Annotated in this window: 21 protein-coding genes and 1 pseudogene; 5 read left to right on the top strand and 17 right to left on the bottom strand. The window is 71.2% G+C overall.

Going from position 1 to position 24,041, the window contains the following annotated elements:
• Nucleotides 1-63: 63 nt before the first annotated feature.
• From AC067M_RS34490 to aroH, 4 genes are all read right to left on the bottom strand, one after another.
• On the bottom strand, nt 64-711 hold the full coding sequence (locus tag AC067M_RS34490) for a lysophospholipid acyltransferase family protein (protein ID WP_478700966.1): 648 nt from the start codon (nt 709-711) through the stop codon (nt 64-66).
• Complete coding sequence (cmk, locus tag AC067M_RS34485; RefSeq protein ID WP_478700965.1) at nt 708-1,394, bottom strand: (d)CMP kinase; 687 nt, start codon at nt 1,392-1,394, stop codon at nt 708-710. The genes AC067M_RS34490 and cmk overlap by 4 nt, the downstream gene beginning before the upstream one ends.
• A gap of 99 nt (nt 1,395-1,493) precedes the next feature.
• The gene (locus AC067M_RS34480; RefSeq protein ID WP_478700964.1) at nt 1,494-2,588 is read right to left on the bottom strand and encodes a prephenate dehydrogenase; all 1,095 of its coding nucleotides are present in this window, start codon (nt 2,586-2,588) and stop codon (nt 1,494-1,496) included.
• Nucleotides 2,585-2,947, bottom strand: a complete 363-nt coding sequence (aroH, locus tag AC067M_RS34475) for a chorismate mutase (protein WP_478700963.1) — start codon at nt 2,945-2,947, stop codon at nt 2,585-2,587. The genes AC067M_RS34480 and aroH overlap by 4 nt, the downstream gene beginning before the upstream one ends.
• Before the next feature lie 154 nt (nt 2,948-3,101).
• Here aroH and AC067M_RS34470 point away from each other — a divergent pair.
• Both AC067M_RS34470 and AC067M_RS34465 read left to right on the top strand, forming a co-directional pair.
• A pseudogene (locus AC067M_RS34470) lies at nt 3,102-3,352 on the top strand (DUF6529 family protein); the annotation flags it as partial.
• Nucleotides 3,349-3,768, top strand: a complete 420-nt coding sequence (locus AC067M_RS34465; RefSeq protein ID WP_478700962.1) for a Rieske (2Fe-2S) protein — start codon at nt 3,349-3,351, stop codon at nt 3,766-3,768. The pseudogene AC067M_RS34470 and the gene AC067M_RS34465, both read left to right, overlap by 4 nt.
• A gap of 43 nt (nt 3,769-3,811) precedes the next feature.
• On the opposite strand, the gene AC067M_RS34460 is transcribed toward AC067M_RS34465, so the two are convergent.
• The 11 genes from AC067M_RS34460 to AC067M_RS34410 form a co-directional block, all read right to left on the bottom strand.
• On the bottom strand, nt 3,812-4,837 hold the full coding sequence (locus AC067M_RS34460; protein WP_478700961.1) for an ADP-ribosylglycohydrolase family protein: 1,026 nt from the start codon (nt 4,835-4,837) through the stop codon (nt 3,812-3,814).
• On the bottom strand, nt 4,834-5,553 hold the full coding sequence (locus AC067M_RS34455; protein ID WP_478700960.1) for an NUDIX hydrolase: 720 nt from the start codon (nt 5,551-5,553) through the stop codon (nt 4,834-4,836). The genes AC067M_RS34460 and AC067M_RS34455 overlap by 4 nt, the downstream gene beginning before the upstream one ends.
• 125 nt (nt 5,554-5,678) lie before the next feature.
• Nucleotides 5,679-6,758: a pseudouridine synthase gene (locus tag AC067M_RS34450; RefSeq protein ID WP_478700959.1), complete on the bottom strand. Its 1,080-nt coding sequence runs from the start codon at nt 6,756-6,758 to the stop codon at nt 5,679-5,681.
• Nucleotides 6,758-7,456 (bottom strand): SMC-Scp complex subunit ScpB, encoded by a 699-nt coding sequence (scpB, locus tag AC067M_RS34445; protein ID WP_478700958.1) that lies wholly within the window; start codon nt 7,454-7,456, stop codon nt 6,758-6,760. Before scpB ends, AC067M_RS34450 begins: the two co-directional genes overlap by 1 nt.
• Nucleotides 7,453-8,469 (bottom strand): segregation and condensation protein A, encoded by a 1,017-nt coding sequence (locus AC067M_RS34440; RefSeq protein WP_478700957.1) that lies wholly within the window; start codon nt 8,467-8,469, stop codon nt 7,453-7,455. Before AC067M_RS34440 ends, scpB begins: the two co-directional genes overlap by 4 nt.
• 18 nt (nt 8,470-8,487) lie before the next feature.
• Nucleotides 8,488-9,075 (bottom strand): hypothetical protein, encoded by a 588-nt coding sequence (locus tag AC067M_RS34435; protein ID WP_478700956.1) that lies wholly within the window; start codon nt 9,073-9,075, stop codon nt 8,488-8,490.
• Nucleotides 9,060-10,184 carry a ParA family protein gene (locus AC067M_RS34430; RefSeq protein WP_478700955.1) on the bottom strand — a complete coding sequence of 375 codons (1,125 nt, stop codon included), beginning with the start codon at nt 10,182-10,184 and terminating at the stop codon, nt 9,060-9,062. Before AC067M_RS34430 ends, AC067M_RS34435 begins: the two co-directional genes overlap by 16 nt.
• A 396-nt stretch (nt 10,185-10,580) precedes the next feature.
• Nucleotides 10,581-11,705: an alanine dehydrogenase gene (gene ald, locus AC067M_RS34425; RefSeq protein ID WP_478700954.1), complete on the bottom strand. Its 1,125-nt coding sequence runs from the start codon at nt 11,703-11,705 to the stop codon at nt 10,581-10,583.
• A gap of 134 nt (nt 11,706-11,839) precedes the next feature.
• A complete protein-coding gene (locus AC067M_RS34420; RefSeq protein ID WP_478700953.1) occupies nt 11,840-13,897 on the bottom strand; it encodes a tetratricopeptide repeat protein in 2,058 nt (685 codons plus the stop codon).
• 174 nt (nt 13,898-14,071) lie between these two features.
• Nucleotides 14,072-14,698 carry an NUDIX domain-containing protein gene (locus tag AC067M_RS34415; protein WP_478700952.1) on the bottom strand — a complete coding sequence of 209 codons (627 nt, stop codon included), beginning with the start codon at nt 14,696-14,698 and terminating at the stop codon, nt 14,072-14,074.
• Nucleotides 14,699-14,781: 83 nt separating this feature from the next.
• Nucleotides 14,782-16,431: a CTP synthase gene (locus tag AC067M_RS34410; protein WP_478700951.1), complete on the bottom strand. Its 1,650-nt coding sequence runs from the start codon at nt 16,429-16,431 to the stop codon at nt 14,782-14,784.
• Nucleotides 16,432-16,942: 511 nt separating this feature from the next.
• Here AC067M_RS34410 and AC067M_RS34405 point away from each other — a divergent pair.
• Both AC067M_RS34405 and AC067M_RS34400 read left to right on the top strand, forming a co-directional pair.
• The gene (locus tag AC067M_RS34405) at nt 16,943-18,745 is read left to right on the top strand and encodes a glycoside hydrolase family 15 protein (RefSeq protein ID WP_478700950.1); all 1,803 of its coding nucleotides are present in this window, start codon (nt 16,943-16,945) and stop codon (nt 18,743-18,745) included.
• 88 nt (nt 18,746-18,833) lie between these two features.
• Nucleotides 18,834-20,216, top strand: coding sequence for an FAD-binding protein (locus AC067M_RS34400; protein ID WP_478700949.1), 1,383 nt, complete (start codon nt 18,834-18,836; stop codon nt 20,214-20,216).
• On the opposite strand, the gene AC067M_RS34395 is transcribed toward AC067M_RS34400, so the two are convergent.
• Nucleotides 20,203-21,159 (bottom strand): LLM class F420-dependent oxidoreductase, encoded by a 957-nt coding sequence (locus AC067M_RS34395; RefSeq protein ID WP_478700948.1) that lies wholly within the window; start codon nt 21,157-21,159, stop codon nt 20,203-20,205. The genes AC067M_RS34400 and AC067M_RS34395 overlap by 14 nt on opposite strands.
• Nucleotides 21,160-21,239: 80 nt before the next feature.
• Here AC067M_RS34395 and AC067M_RS34390 point away from each other — a divergent pair, with 80 nt between their 5' ends.
• Complete coding sequence (locus AC067M_RS34390) at nt 21,240-22,919, top strand: PucR family transcriptional regulator (protein WP_478700947.1); 1,680 nt, start codon at nt 21,240-21,242, stop codon at nt 22,917-22,919.
• A 10-nt stretch (nt 22,920-22,929) separates the two neighbouring features.
• Here the strand turns inward: AC067M_RS34390 and AC067M_RS34385 are convergent, their stop codons facing one another.
• On the bottom strand, nt 22,930-23,928 hold the full coding sequence (locus AC067M_RS34385) for a zinc-dependent alcohol dehydrogenase family protein (RefSeq protein ID WP_478700946.1): 999 nt from the start codon (nt 23,926-23,928) through the stop codon (nt 22,930-22,932).
• Nucleotides 23,929-24,041: the final 113 nt, after the last annotated feature.

Here is a 24,041-nt window from a genome sequence, read left to right as displayed (position 1 = left end):
CGTTCATCGTGGTGATCGGTGGAACGCCCGGATTCCCCGGGTCGATCCACTACTCATGGTCGCCTAGCGGCCGGTGAACCGCCTGGCGTTTTCCAGGTGTGCGGTGAGCTGCTTCTGGATGCGCACGGTGGCCTCGTCCAGCGCCTTGCGCGTACGCCGTCCGCTGCCGTCGCCCGCCTCGAAGGGGTCGCCGAAGACGACGTCGACGCGGCTGCGCAGCGGAGGCAGCCCCTTTATCAACCGTCCTGGCCGGTCGGAACTTCCCAGCACCGCGACCGGCACGATCGGGGCACCGCTGCGCACCGCGAAGTAGGCGAGTCCGGCCCGCAGGGAGGCGAAGTCGCCCTCGCCCCGGGTGCCCTCGGGGAAGATGCCCAGCACTCCCCCGTTCTGCAGCACGCCCAGCGCCCGGGTGATCGCCGTGCGGTCGGTGGTGTCGCGGTCCACCTTCAGCTGGCCGATGCCGGTGAGGAAGGGGTCGAGCGGGCCGATGAACGCTTCCTTCTTGATCAGGAAGTGCGTCGGCCGGGGCGCCACGCCCATGACCATCGGACCGTCGATGTTGTGCGAGTGGTTGACCGCGAAGATCACCGGCCCGGTCGCGGGCACCTTCCAGGCGCCGAGGACGCGCGGCCGCCACAGGCCGTACATCAGGCCGACGCCGATGCGTCGCCCGACCTCGGCACCTCGCGCCGATGGCAGCTCGGTCACTTCGCGGCCCGCTTCTCCTCGACGAGGGTGACGACACACTCGATGACCTGCGCGAGCGTCAGCTCGGTGGTGTCCACCTCGACCGCGTCGTCCGCCTTGGCGAGCGGCGAGGTCTTGCGGCTGGAGTCGGCGGCGTCCCGCTTGATCAGCGCCTCGCGGGTGGCGTGGACGTCGGCGCCCTTCAGCTCGCCGCTGCGGCGGGCGGCACGTGCCTCCGGCGAGGCGGTGAGGAAGATCTTCAGGTCGGCGTCCGGCAGCACGGTCGTGCCGATGTCACGGCCCTCGACGACGATGCCCTTCTCGGCGGAGGTGGCCAGGGAGCGCTGCAGCTCGGTGATCCGCGCCCGCACCTCCGGTACCGCACTCACCGCGCTGACCTTGGAGGAGACCTCCTGGCTGCGGATCGGTCCGGAGACGTCCACGCCGTCGACCGCGATGGTGGGGGCGGCCGGGTCGGTGCCGGAGACGATCTCGGGCTTGCCGGCCACGGCAGCGATCGCGGACGGGTCGTCGAGGTCTATGCCGTTGTTCACCATCCACCACGTGATCGCCCGGTACTGGGCACCGGTGTCCAGGTAGCTGAGACCGAGCTGCGCCGCCACGGCCTTCGACGTGCTCGACTTGCCGGTGCCGGCGGGGCCGTCGATGGCGACGATCACGGGCTGGGCGGCTCCGTTTTCCACGGGGGGACACCTTCCTGGTGCGGTGCGGCGGGGTGTGCGGGGCGCGAACGTGCCCCGCACAAGGTTACTGGGTACGCATCACTCGTCCGGCCGCACGCCTTACTGCCGGATCGCCCACCCGCGCTCGCGCAGCGCGGCCGTCAGGACCGCCGCCGCCTTCGGCTCCACCATCAGCTGCACGAGGCCCGCCTGCTGGCCCGTCGCATGCTCGATCCGTACGTCCTCGATGTTGACCCCGGCCCTCCCCGCGTCCGCGAAGATGCGGGCCAGCTGACCGGGCTGGTCGTCGATGAGCACGGCCACGATCTCGTAGGCCCGCGGAGCGGACCCGTGCTTGCCGGGGACACGGACCTGGCCGGCGTTGCCGCGGCGCAGGACGTCCTCGATGCCGGCGGTGCCCTCGCGCCGCTTGTCCTCGTCGGAGGACTGCAGCGCGCGCAGGGCCCGGACGGTCTCGTCGAGGTCGGCGGAGACGTCCGCGAGGAGGTCGGCGACCGGCCCCGGGTTGGCGGAGAGGATGTCGATCCACATCCGGGGGTCGGAGGCGGCGATCCGGGTCACGTCCCGGATGCCCTGCCCGCACAGCCGTACGGCGGCCTCCTCCGCGTTCTCCAGGCGGGCGGCGACCATGCTGGAGACCAGGTGGGGCATGTGGGAGACCAGCGCCACCGCGCGGTCGTGGGCGTCGGCGTCCATCACCACCGGGACGGCCCGGCAGTGCGAGACCAGCTCCAGGGCGAGGTTCAGCACCTCGGTGTCGGTGTCCCGGGTCGGCGTGAGCACCCAGGGCCGGCCCTCGAAGAGGTCCCCGGTCGCGGCCAGCGGGCCGGACTTCTCGCGCCCCGACATGGGGTGCGAGCCGATGTACCTCGACATCACCGACGGGTCGAGCCCGAGCTCCTCCAGCTCGCGGCGTGGGCCGCCCTTGACGCTGGCCACGTCGAGGTAGCCGCGGGCCACGCCCCGGCGCATGACGTCGGCGAGCACCCCGGCGACATGGGCGGGCGGCGCGGCGACGAGCGCGAGGTCCACGGGGCCCTCGGGGGCCTCGTCCGTGCCGGCTCCGAGCGCGGCCGCCGTACGGGCCTGCTCGGGGTCGTGGTCGGCGAGGTGGACGACGACGCCCCGCTGGGCGAGGGCGAGGGCGGCGGACGTACCGATGAGCCCGGTTCCGATGACGAGTGCGGTCCTCACTGGGCGATGTCCTTGCGCAGGGCTGCGGCGGCGCCGAGGTAGACGTGGCTGATGTCGGCGCGGGCCCGGTCGGACTCGATGTGCGCGAGGACACGGACGACGCGGGGCATGGCGCCCGCGATGTCGAGTTCCTGGGCGCAGATCAGCGGTACGTCGGCGATGCCGAGCTTGCGGGCGGCGGCGGCCGGGAAGTCGCTGTGCAGGTCGGGCGTGGCCGTGAACCAGATGCTGATCAGGTCCTCGGCCGTGAGGGAATTCCGGTCCAGGATGGCGGTGAGCAGGGCTCCGACCTGCTCGTCCATGTGTCCGGCCTCGTCCCGCTCCAACTGGACGGCCCCCCGGACCGCTCGTACCGCCACGGCACCGCTCCTTGCTCCCGTACGTATCGGCTCTCTCGTCCAGCGTAGTCAGCCTGGCCCCACCGGTGGGCATCGCCCGCCCGCTGAGACGGCGGAACGAGTCGCCGGAAACAGGGAGAACGCCCCGTGCGCCTCTTTGAGCCGGACCGTACCCGTGGCCGTACCCGTCGCGGTGCACTGTTTGTACGCGTTGGTCTATCAGACGTATGAAATGCGCGTTTTGTGGCATTCTCTCGTGGGTTGCTTCTTCTGCGGGGCCTTCAGCGCCAAGATGCTGCTGCTCCGCTCGGAGCGACTTCCGGGATGGCTGCTGCCGATCGTCGGCGGGCTGGTGTTCGCGTGCTCACGGTCGTCTGGCTGACCTCCGCCCTCTGGTTCTTCCGCACCTTCGGAGTGACGACATGACCCATCCTGCGACACGGCGCACGGTTCTCCTCGCGACGGGCGCGGCGGCGTTCGCCATCGGCTGCAGCAACCAGGGTGAGGGGGACGGCTCCTCCGACTCGTCGTCCTCCTCAGCGAACGCCACAGGCGGGCAGGAGCTGGCCAGGACGGCCGACATCCCGGTGGGCGGCGGCAAGATCTTCAAGGACGAGAAGGTCGTGGTGACCCAGCCGACGAAGGGTGACTTCAAGGCTTTCTCGGCGATCTGCACGCATCAGGGCTGCACGGTGGGCACCGTGGCGGACGGCACCATCGACTGCCCCTGTCACGGGAGCAGGTTCCACATCGAGAACGGCTCGGTGGCCCACGGCCCGGCGACCAGGCCGCTGCCCTCGAAGCAGATCGCGGTCGAGGGCGAGTCGATCCGCCTGACGTAGGTCCTCAGAGGTCCCGGAAGTCCTCAGAGGTCCTCAGAGATCTTCAGAGGTCCCAGAGCGCCCCGAGCGTCACCAGCTCGCCGTGGTACTCGATCCGGTCGGCCCACTCCGTCGGCCATGCGTCGGCGCCCAGGTAGGCGCCCGCGAAGGCGCCGGTCAGGCAGGCGATCGAGTCGGAGTCGCCGGAGGTGCAGGCGGCCCGGCGCAGCGCGGTGAGCGGTTCGTCGACGAAGAGCAGGAAGCACAGCAGCCCGGTGGCCAGGGCCTCCTCCGCTATCCATCCCTCCCCGGTGGCCAGGCACGGGTCGGTCTCGGGCGAGACGGTGCGCACGGCGCCCTGGAGCCGCTCCAGGATCTCCAGGCACTCGTCCCATCCGCGCGCGATGAAGTGCTCGGGGGTGGGGTCCTGGCTCCGGGTCCACAGGTCGCCGAGCCAGGCGTGGTGGTAGTGGGAGCGGTTGTCGAGGGCGTACGACCGCAGCAGCCCGACGAGCCCGGCCGGATCGGCCCCCTGGGCGAGCAGCCGTACGGCGTGCGCGGTGAGGTCGGAGGCGGCGAGCGCGGTGGGATGGCCGTGCGTGAGCGCCGACTGCAACTGGGCGGCGCCCGCGCGCTGCTCGTCGCTGAGTCCGGGCGCGAGGCCGACCGGCGCGACGCGCATGTTGGCGCCACAGCCCTTGGAGTGGATCTGGCTGGCGTCCTGCCACGCTCGCCTCTCGTCCTTCAGCAGATTGCAGGCGACCATGCAGGTTCGGCCCGGCGCCCGGTTGTTCTGCGGCGACTGGTACCAGTCCACGAACTCTTCCCGGAGCGGCCGCTCGAACCGCTTCGGTCCGAGGACGCCCCGGTCCATGGCCGTACGCAGCCCCTGGCCCACCGCCAGGGTCATCTGCGTGTCATCGCTGACGATCGCGGGCGTGACCAGCTCCATCCGCTGCCAGGGGCCGCACTTGGCGAGGATCGACGGCACGTCGTTGAACTCCGTCGGGAAGCCCAGCGCGTCCCCGAGGGCGAGACCGAGCAGCGTCCCGGTGGCGGCGCGCTTGCGGACGGTGGTGGAGGCGGTCATGCGGGACGTCCTTCCCGGGACGGTCGGAGCAGGGGCGGATGCAGGGCGGTGGCGGTGCCCGCGCGGTACAGCGCGGCCGGTTTGCCGCGGCCGCCCGTCAGCCGGGCGGCACCGGGGACGGCTTCGACGAAACCGGGCGTGGACAGCACCTTGCGGCGGAAGTTGGGCCGGTCGAGCCCGGTGCCCCACACGGTCTCGTAGACCTCCTGCAGTTCCCCGAGAGTGAACTGCGGCGGGCAGAAGGCGGTGGCGAGGCAGGTGTACTCGAGCTTGGCACCGACGCGTTCGTGGGCGTCGGCCAGCATCGTGTCGTGATCGAAGGCGAGCGGCCCGGCGGAGTCGTACGGCACCCAGCGGGCCTCGCTCGCGTCACTGCCGCCGTGCGGCTCGGGCGGGTGGGGCAGCAGTGCGGCGAACGCGACGGACACGACCCGCATACGGGGGTCGCGATCGGGTTCGCTGTAGGTCCGCAGCTGCTCCAGGTGCAGCCCCTGCACGTCCGACAGGCCGGTCTCCTCGGCGAGTTCACGCCGGGCGGCCGTCTCCGCGGACTCGTCCGGCTGCACGAACCCGCCGGGCAGCGCCCAGTGCCCGGCGTACGGCTCCTGTCCGCGCTCGACGAGCAGCACGTGCAGGGCGCCCTCGCGGAGGGTGAACACGGCGAGGTCGACGGTGACGGCGAAAGGTTCGTGGGCGTACTTGTCGTAGCCCTGCATGACCTCCACCCCCTTTTATAGTCATCACGACTATAAAAGGGGGTGGAGGTTCTTCACAAGCTCTTGGGCCTCGCAAGCCCTCAGAGGCCTTGCAAGCCCTTGGAGCCTTGGAGTCCTTGGAGTCCTTAGAGGTCGACTTCCTTCATCAGCATCCCGACCTCGGTGTTCGACAGGCGGCGCAGCCAGCCCGACTTCTGGTCGCCGAGGGTGATCGGACCGAAGGCGACCCGCACCAGCTTGTCGACCGGGAAGCCGGCCTCGGCGAGCATGCGGCGGACGATGTGCTTGCGACCCTCATGGAGGGTGACCTCGACCAGGTAGTTCTTGCCGGTCTGCTCGACGACCCGGAAGTGGTCCGCGCGGGCGTAGCCGTCCTCCAGCTGGATGCCGTCCTTGAGCTGCTTGCCCAGGTCACGCGGGATGGGGCCCACGATGTGCGCGAGGTAGACCTTCTTCACGCCGTACTTGGGGTGGGTCAGCCGGTGCGCCAGCTCGCCGTGGTTGGTGAGCAGGATGACGCCCTCGGTCTCGGTGTCGAGCCGCCCGACGTGGAACAGCCGCGTCTCGCGGTTCGTGACGTAGTCGCCGAGGCACTGGCGGCCCTCGGTGTCCTCCATCGTGGACACGACGCCGGCCGGCTTGTTCAGCGAGAAGAACTGGTACGACTGCGTCGCGACCGTCAGCCCGTCGACCTTGACCTCGTCCTTCTCCGGGTCGACCCGCTTGCCCTGCTCCAGGACGATCTCGCCGTTGACCTCGACCCGCGCCTGCTCGATCAGCTCCTCGCAGGCACGCCGGGAGCCGTAGCCCGCGCGCGCGAGGACCTTCTGCAGCCGCTCGCCCTCCTGCTCGGCACCGGGGAAGGTCTTGGGGAGCTTGATGTCCTTCTTGCCCGCGTACCGGTCGCGGTTGCGCTCCTCGACCCTCGTCTCATACTCACGCGAACGCGAGGGAGCCGTACGCCCGCCCTGCTGGGGCTTCTTGGGCCCGCCCTTGGCACCGCCGCGCGCCGCGCCGCCCCGCCCCGACTTGGGGCCCTCCGGGGAGGCGCCCGGGCCCACGTCGTAGCGGCGCTCCTCGGGCCGGGGCTTGCGGGGACGGCCCTGACCCTGACCCTGGCCCTGACCCTGCTTCTGGTCCCTGTTGTTGCCGGCCCCGCGGTGGTTACCGCGCCCGCCGCTCTTGCCGCTACCGCTGCTTCGCATCAAATGTCCGTCGTCGTTGTATTAGGCATGTGCATCCCTGGACCGTCGTCCGGGTCCGGGGCGTCCGGATCGAACGACGGTACGGCTTCCTGGGTCTCGGCCTCGATCGCCTCCGCCTCCGGGAGGAAGGGCGCGAGCTCCGGGAGCTCGTCCAGACCGCGCAGGCCCATCCGCTCCAGGAAGTAGTTCGTCGTCACGTACAGGATCGCACCTGTTTCGGGTTCCGTGCCCGCCTCCTCGACCAGACCGCGTTGGAGGAGGGTGCGCATGACCCCGTCGCAGTTGACCCCGCGCACGGCCGAGACGCGGCTGCGGCTCACCGGCTGACGGTAGGCGACGACCGCCAGCGTTTCCAGCGCGGCCTGGGTGAGGCGGGCCTGCTGGCCGTCCAGGACGAAGCCCTCTACGGCCGGGGCGTACTCGGCACGGCTGTAGAACCGCCAGCCGCCCGCCACGTACCGCAGCTCGAAGCCGCGGCCCTGCACGGTGTACTCGTCTGCCAGCTCGCGCAACGCGTCCGCGATCTGCCGCCGGGGCCGCTCCAGTATCTTCGCCAGATGCTCCTCGGTCGCGGGCTCGTCCACGACCATGAGCACGGCCTCCAGGGCGGGCTTGAGGTCGAGATCGGCGACGGCACGCAGCCCGGCCGGGGCGTCGACGACGGCGTCGGTGGTGGCCTCGAGGGTGTCCTCACTCACGCCTTCTCCTCCTCCTTGGGCTTCTCGGGCGGCCGGTCGAACTCGTCGGTCACCATGGGCTCGGCTTCCCCGTCCCCGCCGGTCCACCGCACGATCAGCTCACCGAGCGCGGTCTCCTGATCGAGAGCGACGGCCTTCTCCCGGTACAGCTCCAGCAGGGCGAGGAAGCGCGCTACGACGGTGAGGGTGTCGTCGGTGTCCTCCACCAGCACCCGGAAGCTGGCCTCTCCCAGCTCCCTGAGCCGCGCGACCACGATCCCGGCCTGCTCCTGCACACTGACCAGCGGCGCGTGAATGTGGTCGACGTACACCTGCGGCTTGGGCTTGGGCTGCATCGCCTTGACCGCCAGCTTGGCGAATCCTTCCGCCCCGATGCTGATGACCACTTCGGGCAACAACTCGGCATGGTGCGGCTCCAGCCCGACGGTACGCGGATACCGCCTGGCCTCCTCTTCGAGCCGCGCGTTGAAGATGTCCGCGATCTGTTTGTACGCCCGATACTGCAACAGCCGCGCGAAGAGCAGGTCCCGCGCTTCGAGCAGCGCCAGATCGGCCTCGTCCTCCACTTCGGCGGCGGGCAGCAGCCGAGCGGCCTTCAGATCGAGCAACGTGGCGGCCACGACGAGAAACTCGGTCGTCTGATCCAGGTCCCAGTCCGGCCCCATGGCCCGGATGTGCGCCATGAACTCGTCGGTCACCTTCGACAGCGCGACTTCGGTGACATCGAGCTTGTGCTTCGAGATCAGCTGGAGGAGCAGATCGAACGGCCCCTCGAAGTTGGCGAGCCGAACCTTGAAGACACCGTCGGGGGCTTCCTGCGGAGCGGGTTCCTGCGGAGCGGGTTCCTGCGGAGCGGGTTCTTGAGGAACGGGTTCGTGAGAAACCGGCTCAGGAACCGGCTCCGGTGCGACCACCTCGGGCTCCGGCTCGGCGGGCGCCGCCCCCGGCCCCCGCCCCAGCACACGCCGACGACCGCCGGGTACACCGGACCGGGGAGCGTCGTTCGAGGTCATAGCCCCCGCAGGCTACCGCTACCGCCCACGCAGCCGTCGTACGAGGATGCTCGCGTCACCCCGCGACTCCAGATCGGCCAACACCACGGCCACCGCCTCACGCACAATGCGCCCCCGGTCGACGGCCAGCCCGTGCTCACCCCGGAGCACCAGCCGCGCATGCTCCAGATCCATGAGTTCCTCGGCGGACACGTACACCGTGATCTTCTCGTCGTGCCGCTCCCGCCCACTGGGCCGCCGCGAGGCCGCCCGGCCCCGCTTCTTGGGGGCCGCCGCGGCAGAACCTTCCTGCGCCGCTCCCTGCCGCCGTGGTGACCGCTCAGCGGCAGCGGCGGCGGACCTGCTGCGGGACTCCCCCGCGTCGCCCGCCTCCGCCTCCACCGCCACGTGCTCCGCGCCCTCGCCGTCCCCGCCCTGCGCGGGCACGGCCTGCGGCGCGTCCTCGGACGAGGGCGACGCGGCGGCCACCCCGTCGCTCTCCCCCGCGGGAGCCGGCACCCGGGCCTCACCGTTGGCCCCTCGCCGGGGAGTGGACGGCTGGAGCGCCATTCCCCCTGTCGTACGGAAAAGTTCGTCGGCCCCCGGCAGACTCACTCGGCGTGACACCGGGCGAGCACCTCCCTGGCGAGCTGGCGGTAGGCGGCGGCACCGACGGAGTTGGAGGCGTACGTGGTGATCGGCTCGCCGGCGACCGTGGTCTCCGGGAAGCGGACCGTGCGCCCGATGACCGTGTGGTAGACGTGGTCGTCGAACGCCTCGACGACGCGCGCGAGCACCTCACGGCTGTGCACCGTGCGGGAGTCGTACATCGTGGCGAGGATCCCGTCGAGCTCCAGCTCGGGGTTGAGCCGCTCCTGGACCTTCTCGATGGTCTCCGTCAGCAGCGCCACACCGCGCAGGGCGAAGAACTCGCACTCGAGCGGCACGATCACCTTGTGCGCGGCCGTCAGGGCGTTGACCGTGAGCAGGCCGAGCGAGGGCTGACAGTCGATCACGATGTAGTCGTAGTCGGGCAGCAGCGGCTTCAGCGCCCGCTGCAGCGTCGACTCGCGCGCGACCTCGCTCACCAGCTGGACCTCGGCGGCGGACAGGTCGATGTTGCTCGGGAGGAGGTCCATGTTGGGGACCGCCGTCTTCAGGAGCACCTCGTCGGCCGCCATCCCCCGCTCCATGAGCAGGTTGTAGACGGTGAGGTCGAGCTCCATCGGATTGACTCCGAGTCCGACCGACAGCGCGCCCTGCGGGTCGAAGTCCACGAGCAGCACGCGACGGCCGTACTCCGCGAGCGCGGCACCCAGGTTGATGGTCGACGTCGTCTTGCCGACGCCACCCTTCTGGTTGCACATCGCGATGATCTTCGCGGGGCCGTGGTCGGTCAGCGGGCCCGGGATCGGGAAGTACGGCAGCGGGCGGCCGGTAGGGCCGATGCGCTCGCGGCGCTGGCGGGCAGCGTCGGGCGCGAGCGTGGCCGCGTACTCCGGGTCCGGCTCGTACTCGGCGTCGGGGTCGTAGAAGTGCCCCTCGGGCAGTTCGTCGTAGTCGGCGAAGTGGTTGTGGGGCGCGCCACTTCCGTCGCCGGCCATGGCGTTCACGTGATGGCCATCCATGCTGTGGTGTGTCCGAGTCGCCTGCGGACTCTGGTGGGCTGCGAAGGTGCGCACCGCGACGGAGCCGACAGCCTCGAACCCCGCGGGACCCTCGGCCTGTGCGGGCATTCCTGGTTGACCACCCCCGGGAGAAAATGTCGACTCATTCACAAGTCGTCTTACCTCCTTGGTGACCAGGAAACTTCTAGACAGGTCAGCGTGGCACCATGCCGACGATTGGCGACTCTATGGCGTGTCGGCGGTCCGCAGCAACACAATCCGCCGGACCCGGCAGGATGTGTCGGCAATGAAACATCCCGCTGTCAAGGGCGTACGGCCGTCGCACGGTAGGTTTCGCCGGTGTGCGAATCGGTCGAAGGGTTACGTTCGAGGCGAGTTGACCGAGAGTCGCAAAGTGACCATACACACATCCGGCCGGACCTTATCGGGCAAGGTCCGGCCGGGTGCGTGGCGTTGACGACCTCTGTTGACGTATCGCCTTTTGCCTGTGAGCGACTTGGCGACTCAGCCGAGCAGCGACGCCAGCTCGACGTGCTCCAGGCCGTGCGCCTCCGCCACCTCGCGGTAAACGACCTTGCCGTCATGGGTGTTGAGACCCTTGGCCAGCGCCGGGTCGCGGCGCAGCGCCTCCACCCAGCCCTTGTCGGCGAGTTCGACGATGTAGGGCAACGTGGCGTTGGTGAGGGCGTAGGTGGAGGTGTTGGGGACCGCGCCGGGCATGTTGGCGACGCAGTAGAAGACCGAGTTGTGGACCCGGAAGCTCGGCTCGGCGTGGGTGGTCGGACGGGAGTCCTCGAAGCAGCCGCCCTGGTCGATCGCGATGTCGACAAGGACACTTCCCGGCTTCATGCGTGACACGAGCTCGTTGCTGACCAGCTTCGGGGCCTTGGCACCCGGGATGAGCACGGCACCGATGACGAGGTCGGCCTCCAGGCACGCCTTCTCCAGTTCGAAGGCGTTGGAGACGACCGTCTGGATCTTCGTGCCGAAGACCCGGTCGGCCTCCTTGAGCTTGTTGATGTCCTTGTCGAGCAGGGTCACGTGGAAGCCCATGCCGATGGCGATCTGTGCGGCGTTCCAGCCGGAGACACCGCCGCCGATGACGACGGCCCGGCCGGCCAGCACGCCGGGGACACCGCCGGGCAGCACGCCGCGTCCGCCGTTGGCGCGCATCAGGTGGTAAGCGCCGACCTGCGGGGCGAGCCGGCCCGCGACCTCGGACATGGGGGCGAGCAGCGGGAGCGCGCGGTTGGGGAGCTCGACGGTCTCGTACGCGATCGCCGTGGTGCCGGACTCGACGAGCGCGTCGGTGCACTCCTTGGAGGCGGCCAGGTGCAGGTAGGTGAAGAGCGTCTGGTCCTTGCGGAGGCGGTGGTACTCCTCGGCGATGGGCTCCTTGACCTTCAACAGCAGGTCCGCGGCGGCCCACACCTCGTCGGCGGTGTCCAGGATCTCGGCACCGGCGGTGACGTACTCGGCGTCGGGGATGGAGGAGCCGACACCGGCGCCCCGCTCGACGACGACCTCGTGGCCGTGGCGCACCAGCTCGTGCACACCGGCGGGGGTGATGGCCACCCGGAACTCGTTGTTCTTGACCTCGCGGGGAATGCCGACCTTCACGTCGATCACGGTCCTTGGCTCAGAGGGTGTGGGGCATAGCAATACATACCCGGGCATGCACGGGCACACCGGGAGAACCGCAGGAGAACGTGCGGCAGAGCCAGTCTAATGAAGGTGTACTCGCTGTCTAGCCTTCCATTGCATCAATCTTCAGTGGATGCATTGCGGATTTCGCAGGCGTTGGCGTCCTGTTCCGGGGCGGAATCATGTTCCTGAGCCTCCTCACCCAGCATCCGCGCGGCGGCGCCGCGGTGCATCCGAGCCGCCGTGGGGTCGCCGAGGTGCTCCAGGGTGTCGGCGATCCGCAGGTGCAGCGCGGCCTGCAGCCGTACGTCCTCCGCGCGCCGCGCCCACTCCGCGGCCTCCTGACAGGTGCGCAGCGACTCCTCGGGCCTGCCCGCGTACTCCTGGACCCGCGCCAGCTCGCTCAACGCCCGCGCATGGGCCGCCACATCGCCGGTCCTGCGGTATCCGGCGAGAGCGGCCCGCCAGGCCCGCTGTGCCTCGCCGTAGCGGCCCGCGTAGGTGTGGGCGGCGGCGATCCGCCCGTACAGCCGGGCGGCCTCCGCGCGCTCGTCACGGGCCAGCCGCTGGGCGAGGGCCCTGCCGAACCAGTCGGCGGCCCGGTCGTAGTCCCCGAGCTCCAGGTGTGCGCCCCCTACGGATTCCATCGCGCGCCCGGTCGCGTACGGGTCGTTCGCCTCCCGTCCGGCGTCCAGCGCGGCCCGGTAGCGCACCAGCGCGTCCGCCGTACGACCGGTGCGGGCGTCGAGGTCGGCGAGGTTCAGCAGGGCGGCGGCCCGCTCGCGGTGCAGGCCACGGCGCTCGGCCACGTCCAGGACGAGCCCGTGGATGTCGTAGAGGTCGGGCGCGGCCGCCTGGGTGCCGACGTGCGCGACCATCGCCCTGACCAGCTGGGACATCAGGCGGCGCGCCAGCGTGTCCACCTCGCCGTCGGCGACCGCGAGGCGGGCCGCGGCGAGCAGGCTGGGCCTGCGGATGCGCAGCCAGTCGGCGGCCGCCCTGGGGGTCGGGAAGCGCAGGGCGCGCGGCATGTCCTGGAGCTTCTCGCGCGCCTCGGGGTCGTCGGTCTCGGTGATGGCCCTGCAGGACTGCAGCAGCCGCACCGTCCGCTCCAGCATGCGGGCCCGGGCCAGTTGGAGCTCGGCCGGGCGCTCCTGGGTGTGGGCGAGGGGCTTGAGCAGCGGATACAGGCAGCCGGGCACCTCGTACTGCGGCAGCGGTGAGTCGACGGACCGCAGCAGGCCCAGGGCGACGAAGTCGTCGAGGGTGGTGCGGGCGCTGCCGACCGAGCAGCCGGCGAGCGCGGAGGCGGTGTGCGGCTCGACGAGTCCGGCCGGGGCGAGGGCGAGCAAGCGCAGTATCCGGGCGGCGGGGGCAGGCAGCAGCCCGTGGGTGAGCCGGAAGACACGGCTCAGGGGCGTGCCCTCGTTGCCGTCGGAGCGCAGCTGTTTGGCGAGGTCGGAGACGGCGGCCTTGGGGCGGGCTGCGAGCCAGCCGCCGGCCAGCGTGAGGGCGGCCGGCTGGCCCTGGCACTCCTCGACGAGTCCCTCGGCGGCCCGGGGGTCGACGGTGATGCGGACCGAGCCGGTGTAGCGGGTCAGCAGCTCCAGGGCGGACTTGGTGTCCAGCCCGCCCAGCGTGCACGGGCGGACGTCGGAGATCCCGGTCAGCGGGCCTGAGGAAACGGCGACGACCAGGCAGTCCGGTGCGTCCGGCAGCAGCGCGTCGACCTGTTCGGCGTCGGCCGCGTCGTCCAGCAGGAGCAGCATGCGCCGGTCGGCGAGGGCGTCGCGCAGGGCCGCCGTGAGGTCGTCCTCGGCGGCCCCGGCGGCGGTCGGCAGTTCCAGGGCGGTCAGCAGCTCACGAGCGGCCCGTCCGACGGGCACGGGCGTGCCGTCGCTCTCGCTCAGACGGGCCCGCAGCACCCCGTCCGGGTAGCGGTCGGCGACCTGTCGTACCAGCTCCTCGGCGAGGGCCGTGCGGCCGGAGCCGGGGCGGCCCGCGATGAGGAGCACGCGCGCGCGTGGGGCCTTCTTTCCGGACAGGGTGTCCAGTCCCGCGCGTTCGATGTCGGCGCGCAGCTCCTTCAACTCCCGTGTGCGGCCCAGGAAATGGGGCTCCGCGGCCGCGTGTCCCGACAGCTGCACTCCGTCCGTGTCCACCGCCTGATCCGTCACGGGCCACACTCCCGTCCCACCGCACGCGCAAACCCGCCGGGACTCCGGTCCGGGCTGTTTCCAGAGCCTAGTTCACGCTCTGCGACGTTCCGTGAGGAGCGCGGCGGGGAGGTCCCCCGATCGGATCAGGCGATCGTCACACCGGCAGTGGGGAACGGTGTCGCGCCCCGCCGCTCACGCCTCGAAGGGCCGCGCCGGCCACGGTGCCTCCGCCGGGCGCAGGGCCTCGAGGCCGTCGCCCCTCTGGGCGGCGACGAGCGAGAGGACGCCGACGACGAGGCAGTTGTTGTGCAGCTCGCCCGCGAGCACGCCCCGGACGAGTTCCTCGACGGGCACACGCGCGTGCTCCATGTCGGCCTCCTCGTCCTCGACTTCGAAGCGCTGACCGTCGGCCGCGGACAGCCCCCGGGCGAGGAAGATCCGTACGGCCTCGTCGCAGCCGCCGGGGGTCGTGTACACGTCGGTCAGGACCCGCCAGTCCTCCGCCTTGACGTGCGCCTCCTCGTACAGCTCGCGCTGGGCGGCGTGCAGCGGGTTCTCGCCCGGTACGTCGAGCAGACCGGCCGGGATCTCCCACAGCTTGTGGCGTACGGGGTGCCGGTACTGCTTGATGAGAAGGACACGGCCCTCCTCGTCGAGGGCGAGGACGGCCACGGAACCCGGGTGGACCTGGTAGTCGCGGTGGGCAGGCTCACCGTTCGGCATGACCACCTCGTCGGTGCGCACGGAGGTCTTGCCGCCCACGAAGGGGGTCTCCGTCGCCCGGATCTCCCATTCCTCGGGGGTGTCCTTGATCGTCATGCCACGTCCTCCCACAAGCCAAAACAAAACCGGGGTGCCCACCTTTGAAGGTATGCACCCCGGCCACCGTACAACCGGTTGTGTTACTTGGAATTCTTCCGCTCGACCGATGCCTTCACCAGGCCGGCGAACAGCGGGTGCGGCCGGGTCGGACGCGAGCGCAGCTCCGGGTGCGCCTGCGTGGCGACCAGGTAGGGGTGGGTCTCGCGCGGGTACTCGACGTACTCGACGAGCTTGCCGTCGGGCGAGGTGCCCGAGAAGAGGATGCCCGCCTTCTTCTCCAGCTCGGCGCGGTAGGCGTTGTTCACCTCGTAGCGGTGCCGGTGGCGCTCCTCGACGTACTCCTTGCCGTCGTACACCTCGCGCACGATGGAGTCCTCGGCCAGCTTGGCCGGGTACATGCCCAGGCGCATCGTTCCGCCCATGTCGCCCTCGCCGGCGACGATGTCGAGCTGCTCGGCCATGGTGGAGATGACCGGGTGGGCGGTGGCCGCGTCGAACTCGGTGGAGTTGGCGTCGGGGATGTCGGCCAGGTTCCGCGCGGCCTCGATCACGATGCACTGCAGGCCGAGGCAGAGGCCGAGCAGCGGGAGCTTGTTCTCGCGGGCGTACTTGATCGCACCGACCTTGCCCAGGACACCGCGGTCACCGAAGCCGCCCGGGATGCAGATGCCGTCGACGTCACCGAGCTGCTGCGCGGCGCCGGCCGGGGTCTTGCAGTCGTCCGAGGTGACCCACTTGATCTTCACGCGGGCCCGGTTGGCGAAGCCGCCGGCACGCAGGGCCTCGGTGACCGAGAGGTAGGCGTCGGGCAGGTCGATGTACTTGCCGACCAGCGCGAGGGTGATCTCGTGGTCGGGGTTGTGGACGCGGTCGAGCAGGTCGTCCCAGGTCGTCCAGTCCACGTCACGGAACGGCAGGTCCAGCTTTCGGACCACGTAGGCGTCCAGGCCCTCGCCGTGCACGGTCTTCGGAATGTCGTAGATGGACCGCGCGTCCGGGCAGGCCACGACCGCCGCCTCGTCGACGTCGCACATCAGGGAGATCTTGCGCTTGATCGCGGTGGGGACCTCGCGGTCGCAGCGCAGGACGATCGCGTCGGGCTGGATACCGATGTTGCGCAGGGCCGCGACCGAGTGCTGGGTGGGCTTGGTCTTCAGCTCACCCGACGGACCGATGTAGGGCAGGAGCGAGATGTGAACGACGAAGACGTTGTCCCGGCCGACCTCGTGCCGCACCTGGCGGACCGTCTCCAGGAACGGCAGCGACTCGATGTCGCCGACGGTGCCGCCGACCTCCGTGATGACCACGTCGACCTCGTCGGTGGCCATACGGCGGATGCGATGCTTGATTTCGTTGGTGATGTGCGGGATGACCTGCACGGTGTCACCCAGGTACTCGCCGCGCCGCTCCTTGGCGATGACGGTCGAGTAGACCTGGCCTGTAGTGACATTGGCGGAGCCGTCCAAGTCGCGGTCGAGGAACCGCTCGTAGTGTCCGATGTCCAGGTCGGTCTCGGCGCCGTCGTTGGTGACGAAGACCTCACCGTGCTGGAACGGGTTCATCGTCCCCGGGTCGACGTTCAGGTACGGGTCGAGCTTCTGCATCACGACACGCAGGCCCCGCGCCTTGAGCAGCATGCCGAGGCTGGAGGCGGTGAGACCCTTGCCGAGAGAGGAGGCGACACCCCCGGTGACGAAGATGTGCTTGGTCGTCGTAGATTTGGGCGGCATGGCCAAGAGGGGGCTCCCGTGGTCGCGGTCTGGGGGTGCGGTACGGCTCCCGGCCGGAGATCTCCGGGGTCGCCGTCGCTGCGGTTCGGGGGTTTCGAGCCCACCGGTCCACGGGCTACCAGGGTATCAGCGACGGCGGGGGATGGCTTCCGGCCACGCTCCGCTCACGGGTCGACACAGACACGCGTCGAGCACGCGTTTCTCACCTGTCGCTCACCCGATCGGCCCATCCGCGTTGCACGGAGCGGCACGCAGATCATCTACGTGCGTCGTATCCTGCTCGGACACTCGCTGCCGAGCCCGGCCGGGTAACACGGCACCACCCCCGCCGATACACACCGGAACAACGAGAGCTCGTCAGTTCGTTGAGCAGTAATTGTCGTTTTGCCACACGGCACGGGCGACTGCTTTGCTTCACCGCTCAACGACGCATACCCAAGACCCCTTGACCGCATTAGCGAATGCCCCCGTTTTTCCCGGGGGCGACGTGGCCGTTCGACTGGAGTTGCACGTGGCCGGGCGCATCGAAGACTACGCACTCATCGGAGACATGCAGACAGCGGCGCTGGTCTGCCGTGACGGCACGGTGGACTGGCTCTGCCTGCCGCGCTTCGACTCGCACGCCATCTTCGCCGGTCTGCTGGGCACCGAGGAACACGGCTTCTGGCGGCTGGGCCCGGCGCACGGCTCCGACGCGGAGCCACCGACCGCGGCCCGGCGCAGCTACCGCGGCGACTCGCTGATCCTGGAATCCGAGTGGGACACCCCCCGCGGCACCGTCCGTGTGACGGATTTCATGCCCCCGCGTGACGGCGCCCCGCAGCTGATCCGGATCGTCGAGGGCGTCTCGGGCCGCGTGCCGATGCGCTCGGCCCTGCGGATGCGTTTCTCGTACGGCCGGGTCGTGCCGTGGGTGCACAAGCACGAGGGGCGCACGGTCGCCGTCGCCGGCCCGGACTCGGTGTGGTTCGACACCACGGCCGAGACCTACGGCAAGTCGCTGACGACGTACGCGGACTTCACGGTCGCCCCGGGCGACCGGATCGCCTTCACGATCTCGTGGGAGCCCTCGCACAAGGAGCCGCCCGCGCTGCCGGAGCCCGAGCAGTCGCTGCAGGCCACGGAGGACTTCTGGCGCGAGTGGTGCGAGCACTGCACGTACCACGGCCCCTACCGTGAGGCCGTGGTCCGCTCCCTGATCACGCTGAAGGCCCTGACGTACGCCCCGACCGGTGGCATCGTCGCCGCCCCCACCACCTCGCTCCCCGAGGACATCGGCGGCGTCCGCAACTGGGACTACCGCTACACCTGGCTGCGCGACGCGGCGATCACCCTGTCCTCGCTGCTGCGCACCGGCTACCGCGAGGAGGCCCGCGCCTGGCGCGAGTGGCTGCTGCGCGCGGTCGCGGGCGACCCCGAGAACCTGCAGATCATGTACGGCATCGCCGGTGAGCGCGAGCTCGGCGAGGCGGAGCTGGACTGGCTGCCCGGCTACGAGAACTCCGCGCCGGTCCGTGTCGGCAACGGCGCCGCGCACCAGCTCCAGCTCGACGTCTACGGCGAGGTCACCGAGGCCCTGCACCTGGGCCACATGACGGGGCTGGCCCGCAACGACTACGCCTCCCTCCTCCAGCTGAAGCTGATCCGGTACCTCGAGGACCACTGGGACGAGCCGGACGAGGGCATCTGGGAGGTGCGCGGCCCGCGCCGCCACTTCGTGCACTCCAAGGTCATGGCCTGGGTCGCGGTGGACCGCACGATCAAGCTGATCGAGTCCGGTGACGCGGACGGCCCGCTGGAGAAGTGGCGCGAGCTGCGCGACGACATCCACCGGGACGTCTGCGAGAAGGGCTACGACAAGGAGCGCAACACCTTCACGCAGTCCTACGGCTCCAAGGAGCTGGACGCGTCCTTGCTGCTCATCCCGCAGATGGGCTTCCTGCCGCCCGACGACAAGCGCGTCATCGGCACCATCGAGGCGATCCAGCGTGAGTTGTCCACGCCGGACGGCTTCATCCTGCGCTACCCGACCTCGGGCGGCCACGAGGGCGTCGACGGGCTGCCCGGCGACGAGGGCGCGTTCCTCGCCTGCTCGTTCTGGATGGCGGACGACCTCGCGATGATCGGCCGCGTCGACGAGGCCCGCAAGCTGTTCGAGAAGCTGCTGTCGCTGCGCAACGACCTCGGTCTGCTGGCCGAGGAGTGGGACCCGCGTCTCAAGCGCCAGGTCGGCAACTTCCCGCAGGCCTTCAGTCACGTCCCGCTGATCGACACCGCGCTGCGGCTGACGGCGTCCGGCGCGTACGGCGGCTGACCGGCGTACGACGGCTGAACAGGACCGACCGCCCAAGCCCGCCTAGCCTGGTGACAGACCCAGCCCCTGATGTCGGAAGGGGGCGGCCATGGCTTCCCTCTCGAAGGCGGGCGCGGCCCTCACCGCGCTGCGCGAGGATCTGACCGGCGACGTGTTCGCCCCGGGTGACCCGGGCTACGACGACGCCCGGGCGGTGTTCAACGCGATGATCGACCGGCGGCCGGCGGTGATCGCGCAGTGCGCGGACGAGAGAGATGTCGTCCGGTCGGTGCGCTTCGCCCGGGACCTGGACCTGAAGATCGCGGTGCGCGGCGGCGGGCACAGCGTGGCAGGCATGGCGAGCAACGACGCCGGTCTGGTGATCGACCTGCGCCGGATGCACGAGGTGACCGTCCACCCCGCGGCGGAGGCGGTGCGGGTCGGCGGCGGGGCCACGATGAGCCATCTGGACCGGGCGACCCAGCCCTACGGTCTCGCCACGACCGGCGGCCGGGCCTCCACCACGGGTGTGGGCGGCTTCGTCCTCGGCGGCGGCACCGGCTGGCTGGACCGCTGCTTCGGCCTGGCCGCCGACAACCTGCTCGGCGTGGAACTGGTCACCGCCGACGGCTCCCCGACCCACGCCAGCGCCGACGAGAACCCGGACCTGTTCTGGGCCCTGCACGGCGGTGGCGGCAACTTCGGCGTCGCCACCGCGCTCACCCTGAAGCTGCACGAGCTGCCGGAGTTCTCCATCGCGCTCGTGCTCTACCTCCCCGAGCACGGCCGCGAGGCCGTCCGCACCTACCGCGACCTGATCACGGCCGCACCGAACGAGGCGGGCGGCGCCGTCATCTATCTCACCGCCCCGCCCGAGGAGTTCGTACCGCCCCACCTGGTCGGCACGCTGACATGCGGTGTCCTGCTGACGTACGCCGGCGGGGAGGCCGACCTGCGCAAGCTCGCCGAGCCGCTGCTGGCGCTGCCGCACGAGACGGAGATCGTCGGGGCGATGCCGTACGCCGACGTGCAGTGCATGATCGACGATCCGCCGGGGATGCGGAACTACTGGTCGGCGGAGTACCTCACGGGCGCGCCCGACGCCTTCGTGGACGTCTTCTGCGCCCGCGCCGACTCCATGCCCGTGCCGACCGCCACCCAGCACGTGCTGTTCCCGCAGGGCGGCGCGATCGCCGAGGGCCCGCACGGGTATCCCCTGCCCTACCGGGACGCGCCGTGGGCCGTTCACCCCTTCGGGATCTGGGAGGACCCGGCGGACGACGAGCGGAGCATGCGATGGGTGCGGGACGTCAGGAAGGACGCCCGGCCGTGGAGCACCGGCGACGTCTACCTCAACTTCATCGGCGACGAGGGCCCGGAGCGGGTGATCGCCGGCCTCGGCGGGGAGAACGCCCGGCGCCTCGCGGAGCTGAAGCGGCACTACGACCCGGACAACGTGTTCCGCTTCAACCACAACATCAGGCCGGCCTGAGCGCCGTGAGCGTGCGCTCCCCCGCCGGATCGCCCGCCGTGGCGGGGACCAGGGCGATCTCGTCGAGGCCCGCCTCGGCGTAGGCGTCGATGCGGGCGCGCACGGTGTCGAGGTCGCCGACCAGGCCGACCGCGGTGGCGGCCTCCGGGGGCAGGGCCCGTACGAGGGTCTCGCGGTCGGCGCCCTTGGCGGCCAGCTCGACGGCGGCGGCGAAGCCCGCCTCGACGAACATGTCGCTGTAGCCCGGCACGGTCAGATAGCCGGCGATGCTGCCCAGGACCTGGGCGAGCGACTGCGGATCGGGGTCGACGGCCGCGGGCAGCCAGGAGGCCAGCGTCGGCGGGGTACGGCCCGCCCGCTCGGCCGCGTCGAGCATCTTGGCGCGCAGTACGCGCACCTGCTCCGGGGAGACGATGTCCAGCAGCATGCGGTCGGCGTGCGCGGCGGCCGTTGCGATGGCGCGGTCGCCGAACGCGGCCACGGTGAGCTGCCCACCGGGCGGCGGCAGGCGCCGCAGGAAGGCGCTGCCGGGGACGATCGGCTCGCCGGGCTCTCCGTGCAGCAGACCGCGCAGGGCGGCGGCGCTCTCCTCCATGGCGGCCGCGGGCCGGGCGCGGGGCCTGCCGTGGACGCCTTCGACGACCCGCTTGCTGGACGTGCCGAGTGCGACCCCGACGGGACGGCGGACGAGGGCGGCGCTCGACGCGGCGCCGCGTGCGATCGTGAGCGGGTCCCGCACGTTCACCGGCACCGGCCCGGCCGTCAACACGGCCCGTTCGGTGGCCAGTCCGATGGCCGTCGCCAGGACGAACGAGTCCCAGGTCGCCCCCTCTCCCGCCCAGATCTCGCGATATCCGAGCCGGTCGGCGAGTTGCGCGACACGCAACGGCTCCTCGACCGGGCTGTCGTCCTCTCGTGCCGCGGCGACCACACTGATGTCCATGACGGCGCCGCTACCCGGTGATCGCGGCCGTAAGCCCGCGGAGCTGTCACCAGGGCATCAGCGCAGGTAGCGTCCGCTGCATGGACAGCCGCACGGACCACCGATTCGACAGCCACGGCGCCGGCGTCACCGTTCAGCGGGCGCTGGAGCTGCCCGGCCTGCGCAGCGGGCTCCCCGAGGTCCTGGCGGGCGGCGACCGGCTGGGCCGCACCGTGCGCTGGGTGCACGCGGGCGAGGTGCCGAACATCGCCTCGCTGCTGAAGGGCGGCGAGCTGTTGCTGAGCACCGGCTACGGCCTCGGCACCCGCCCGGCCGAGCAGCGGGCGTTCGTGCGCACCCTGGCCGAGCGCGGGATCGCCGCCCTGGTGATCGAGCTCGGCCCGCGCTTCAGTCGTCTGCCGGCCGCCTTGGTCGAGACGGCGCGCTCGGCCGGGCTGCCCCTGGTCCAACTGCACCGCGAGGTGCCGTTCGTGACGGTCACGGAGGAGATCCACACCGAGATCGTCAACGGCCACTACGCGCTGCTGCAGCGGGCGGAGGAGGTGCACCGCCGCTGCACGGAGGCGCTGCTGGGCGGCGGCGGGATCCCGCAGGTGCTGGGCATTCTGGCGGACTTCAGCGACAACCCGGTGTTCCTGGAGACGACGGACGGCCAGCTCCTGTACGCCGCCGGGTCCGGGCCCGAGGGCGCGGATCCGCTCCAGGTGTGGGAGGGGTTGCGCGGCCCGCGCAAGGACGCGCCGCCGCCTACGGGTTCGGTGCTCGTGGACGTGCCGGGCGGTGGCCCGGGGGCGGGTTCCGTACGAGCCCGGCTCGCGCTGCTGCCCGTGCGCGCCCCGCTCGCTCCCGTGCACCGGATCGCCGCGGAGCGGGCCGCGGGCATCCTGGCCGTCGTGCTGATGCAGGCCCGGCAGGAGGAGGAACTGGCGGCGCGCGGACGCGGCGACTTCCTCACCGACCTCGCCGAGGGGCGCGTCACGGCGGAGGACGCCCCGGCGCAGGCGCGCGTGCTGGGCTTCAAGCCGGGCAACAGCCCGCTGCTGCCGGTGGTCATGCGCCTGGGCGACGCGCTCTCCCCCGCAGGGGGTACCGCCCGCTCGAGCGCGGTCGAGAGCGGGGGAGGCTGGGCGGTGCTGGCGCGGGCGGTCGCGGAGGAGCTGGCGTCGGTGGGCGTCCCGGTCCTCCTTGGCGTACGCCCCGTCGAGGGCCGGGTGCCACTCCTCCTGGGCCTGCGCTCGGAGTCGGAGCGCCCGGCGGTCGCGGACCGGGTCGCGGCGGCGCTGCGGGCGGGGGTGGAGCGGGCCGGGATGCAGCGGCCGGGGGCTCAGCCGCCGGTCGTGGTCGTCGGGGTGGCCGGCGGCTGGGCTGCGGCGGCATCCGGCCTGCGGCACGCGGCCGAGACGGCGACCGCGGCCCAGGGCCTGTCGGACCGCCCCTGGTACGACGCCCGCCGCCTCGACATCGACCTGCTGCTGTGGCGGCTGCGGGACCATCCCGACCTGGCGGCCTTCGTGGACCGGGCGATCGGCCCGGTCCAGGAGCACGACCGCCGCTCCAAGCCGCCGCTGCTGCCCACTTTGGAGACCTACCTCGCCCATGCGGGCCGCAAGGCGGAGACGGCCCGCGAGCTCCACCTCAACCGACAGACCCTCTACAACCGCCTCGCCCGCATCGGCGAGTTGCTCGGCACCGACCTCGACGACCCGCAGACGGTCCTGGCCTTGAGCCTGGCCCTGCGGGCCCGACGGCACGTGTCCTGAGAAGGCGGCTTCAGTGGTCCACGGTGACCACGATCTTGCCGAACTGCGTGTTGGACTCCAGGTGCAGGTGTGCCCGCACGATCTCCTCCAGCGGGAACGTCCGGTCCACGACCGGACGGAAGGCCCCGGTGCGCAGCCCCGACGTCACGTACGCCACCGCGCGCCGCAGCCGCTCCGGGTCCCTGGAGGTCTCCAGCATCGTGTACGTCCGCATGCTCAGCGCCGGCATGCCCAGCTCGAACCCTGGATACGGGGTCGGCTGCCCGCTCTGCGCGCCCCAAAGGATCATCGTCCCGTCTGCGGCCACGGCCCGCGCCAGCTCCACCACCCCGGGCCCGGCGACGGCGTCGAAGACGTACTCGGCGCCCCTTCCGCCGGTCAGCTCCAGCACGCGTGCCGCCACGTCCTCCTCGTCGGAGACGATCACCTCGGCGGCGCCCTCCTCCAGCAGGCGCTGCCGCTTGGCCCGGGTCCGGGTGACGGCGAGCGGCGTGGCGCCCACCCGCAGGGCAGTGTGGATCGCGGCCAGGCCGACACTGCTGGAGGCCGCGTCGATCACCGCCACGTCCCCCGCCCGCAGGCCGCCGACCTCGACCATGCCGCCGTAGGCGGTGAGGTAGGGCATCCACACGGCGGCGCCGGAGACGGCGTCCACCCCGTCCGGGCGGGCCAGCAGCGCGGCCGCCGGGACGATCGTCCGCTCGGCGTACACGGTGTGGTCGTTCTGCGAGAAGACCGGCAGCACGGTCACCGCCTGCCCCACCGCGAACCCCGTCACCTCGGGCCCGACGGACTCGATCACCCCGGCGGCCTCGTAGCCGAGCCCGGAAGGCAGTTGTCCGACCGGCTCGATGTACCGGTCGCTGCGGAACAGCGCCTCGGCCCGGTTGATCCCGATGGCGTCCACCCGGATCCGCACCTCGCCGGGCCCCGGTTCACCGACCGCCACCTCCTCCAGCCGCAACACCTCGGGCCCGCCCACCTCGTGGAACCGCACCGTCCTGGCCATACCGTCTCCCCGTTCACTCGTGCTGAGGTCGGTCGGCCCCACCCTGACGCAGAAGTACGATCGTCGTCAAACTTTGATGCCGGTCGAACTTCTCCCGCCGCTGCCGTACTGTG

The sequence above is a fragment of the Streptomyces sp. NPDC043427 genome, from assembly GCF_056436655.1.
This window is presented reverse-complemented; position numbering and strand designations above follow the sequence as displayed.

Excerpts from the sequence above, each read along its gene's own strand:
- AC067M_RS34400 (WP_478700949.1), top strand. The coding sequence starts at position 18,834 with ATGGCTTCCCTCTCGAAGGCGGGCGCGGCCCTCACCGCGCTGCGCGAG.
- AC067M_RS34415 (WP_478700952.1), bottom strand. The coding sequence starts at position 14,698 with ATGACGATCAAGGACACCCCCGAGGAATGGGAGATCCGGGCGACGGAG.
- AC067M_RS34450 (WP_478700959.1), bottom strand. The coding sequence starts at position 6,758 with ATGCGAAGCAGCGGTAGCGGCAAGAGCGGCGGGCGCGGTAACCACCGC.
- AC067M_RS34410 (WP_478700951.1), bottom strand. The coding sequence starts at position 16,431 with ATGCCGCCCAAATCTACGACGACCAAGCACATCTTCGTCACCGGGGGT.
- AC067M_RS34430 (WP_478700955.1), bottom strand. The coding sequence starts at position 10,184 with ATGCCCGCACAGGCCGAGGGTCCCGCGGGGTTCGAGGCTGTCGGCTCC.
- AC067M_RS34390 (WP_478700947.1), top strand. The coding sequence starts at position 21,240 with ATGGACAGCCGCACGGACCACCGATTCGACAGCCACGGCGCCGGCGTC.
- AC067M_RS34455 (WP_478700960.1), bottom strand. The coding sequence starts at position 5,553 with ATGCAGGGCTACGACAAGTACGCCCACGAACCTTTCGCCGTCACCGTC.
- AC067M_RS34460 (WP_478700961.1), bottom strand. The coding sequence starts at position 4,837 with ATGACCGCCTCCACCACCGTCCGCAAGCGCGCCGCCACCGGGACGCTG.
- AC067M_RS34440 (WP_478700957.1), bottom strand. The coding sequence starts at position 8,469 with ATGACCTCGAACGACGCTCCCCGGTCCGGTGTACCCGGCGGTCGTCGG.
- AC067M_RS34395 (WP_478700948.1), bottom strand. The coding sequence starts at position 21,159 with ATGGACATCAGTGTGGTCGCCGCGGCACGAGAGGACGACAGCCCGGTC.
- AC067M_RS34465 (WP_478700962.1), top strand. The coding sequence starts at position 3,349 with ATGACCCATCCTGCGACACGGCGCACGGTTCTCCTCGCGACGGGCGCG.
- AC067M_RS34385 (WP_478700946.1), bottom strand. The coding sequence starts at position 23,928 with ATGGCCAGGACGGTGCGGTTCCACGAGGTGGGCGGGCCCGAGGTGTTG.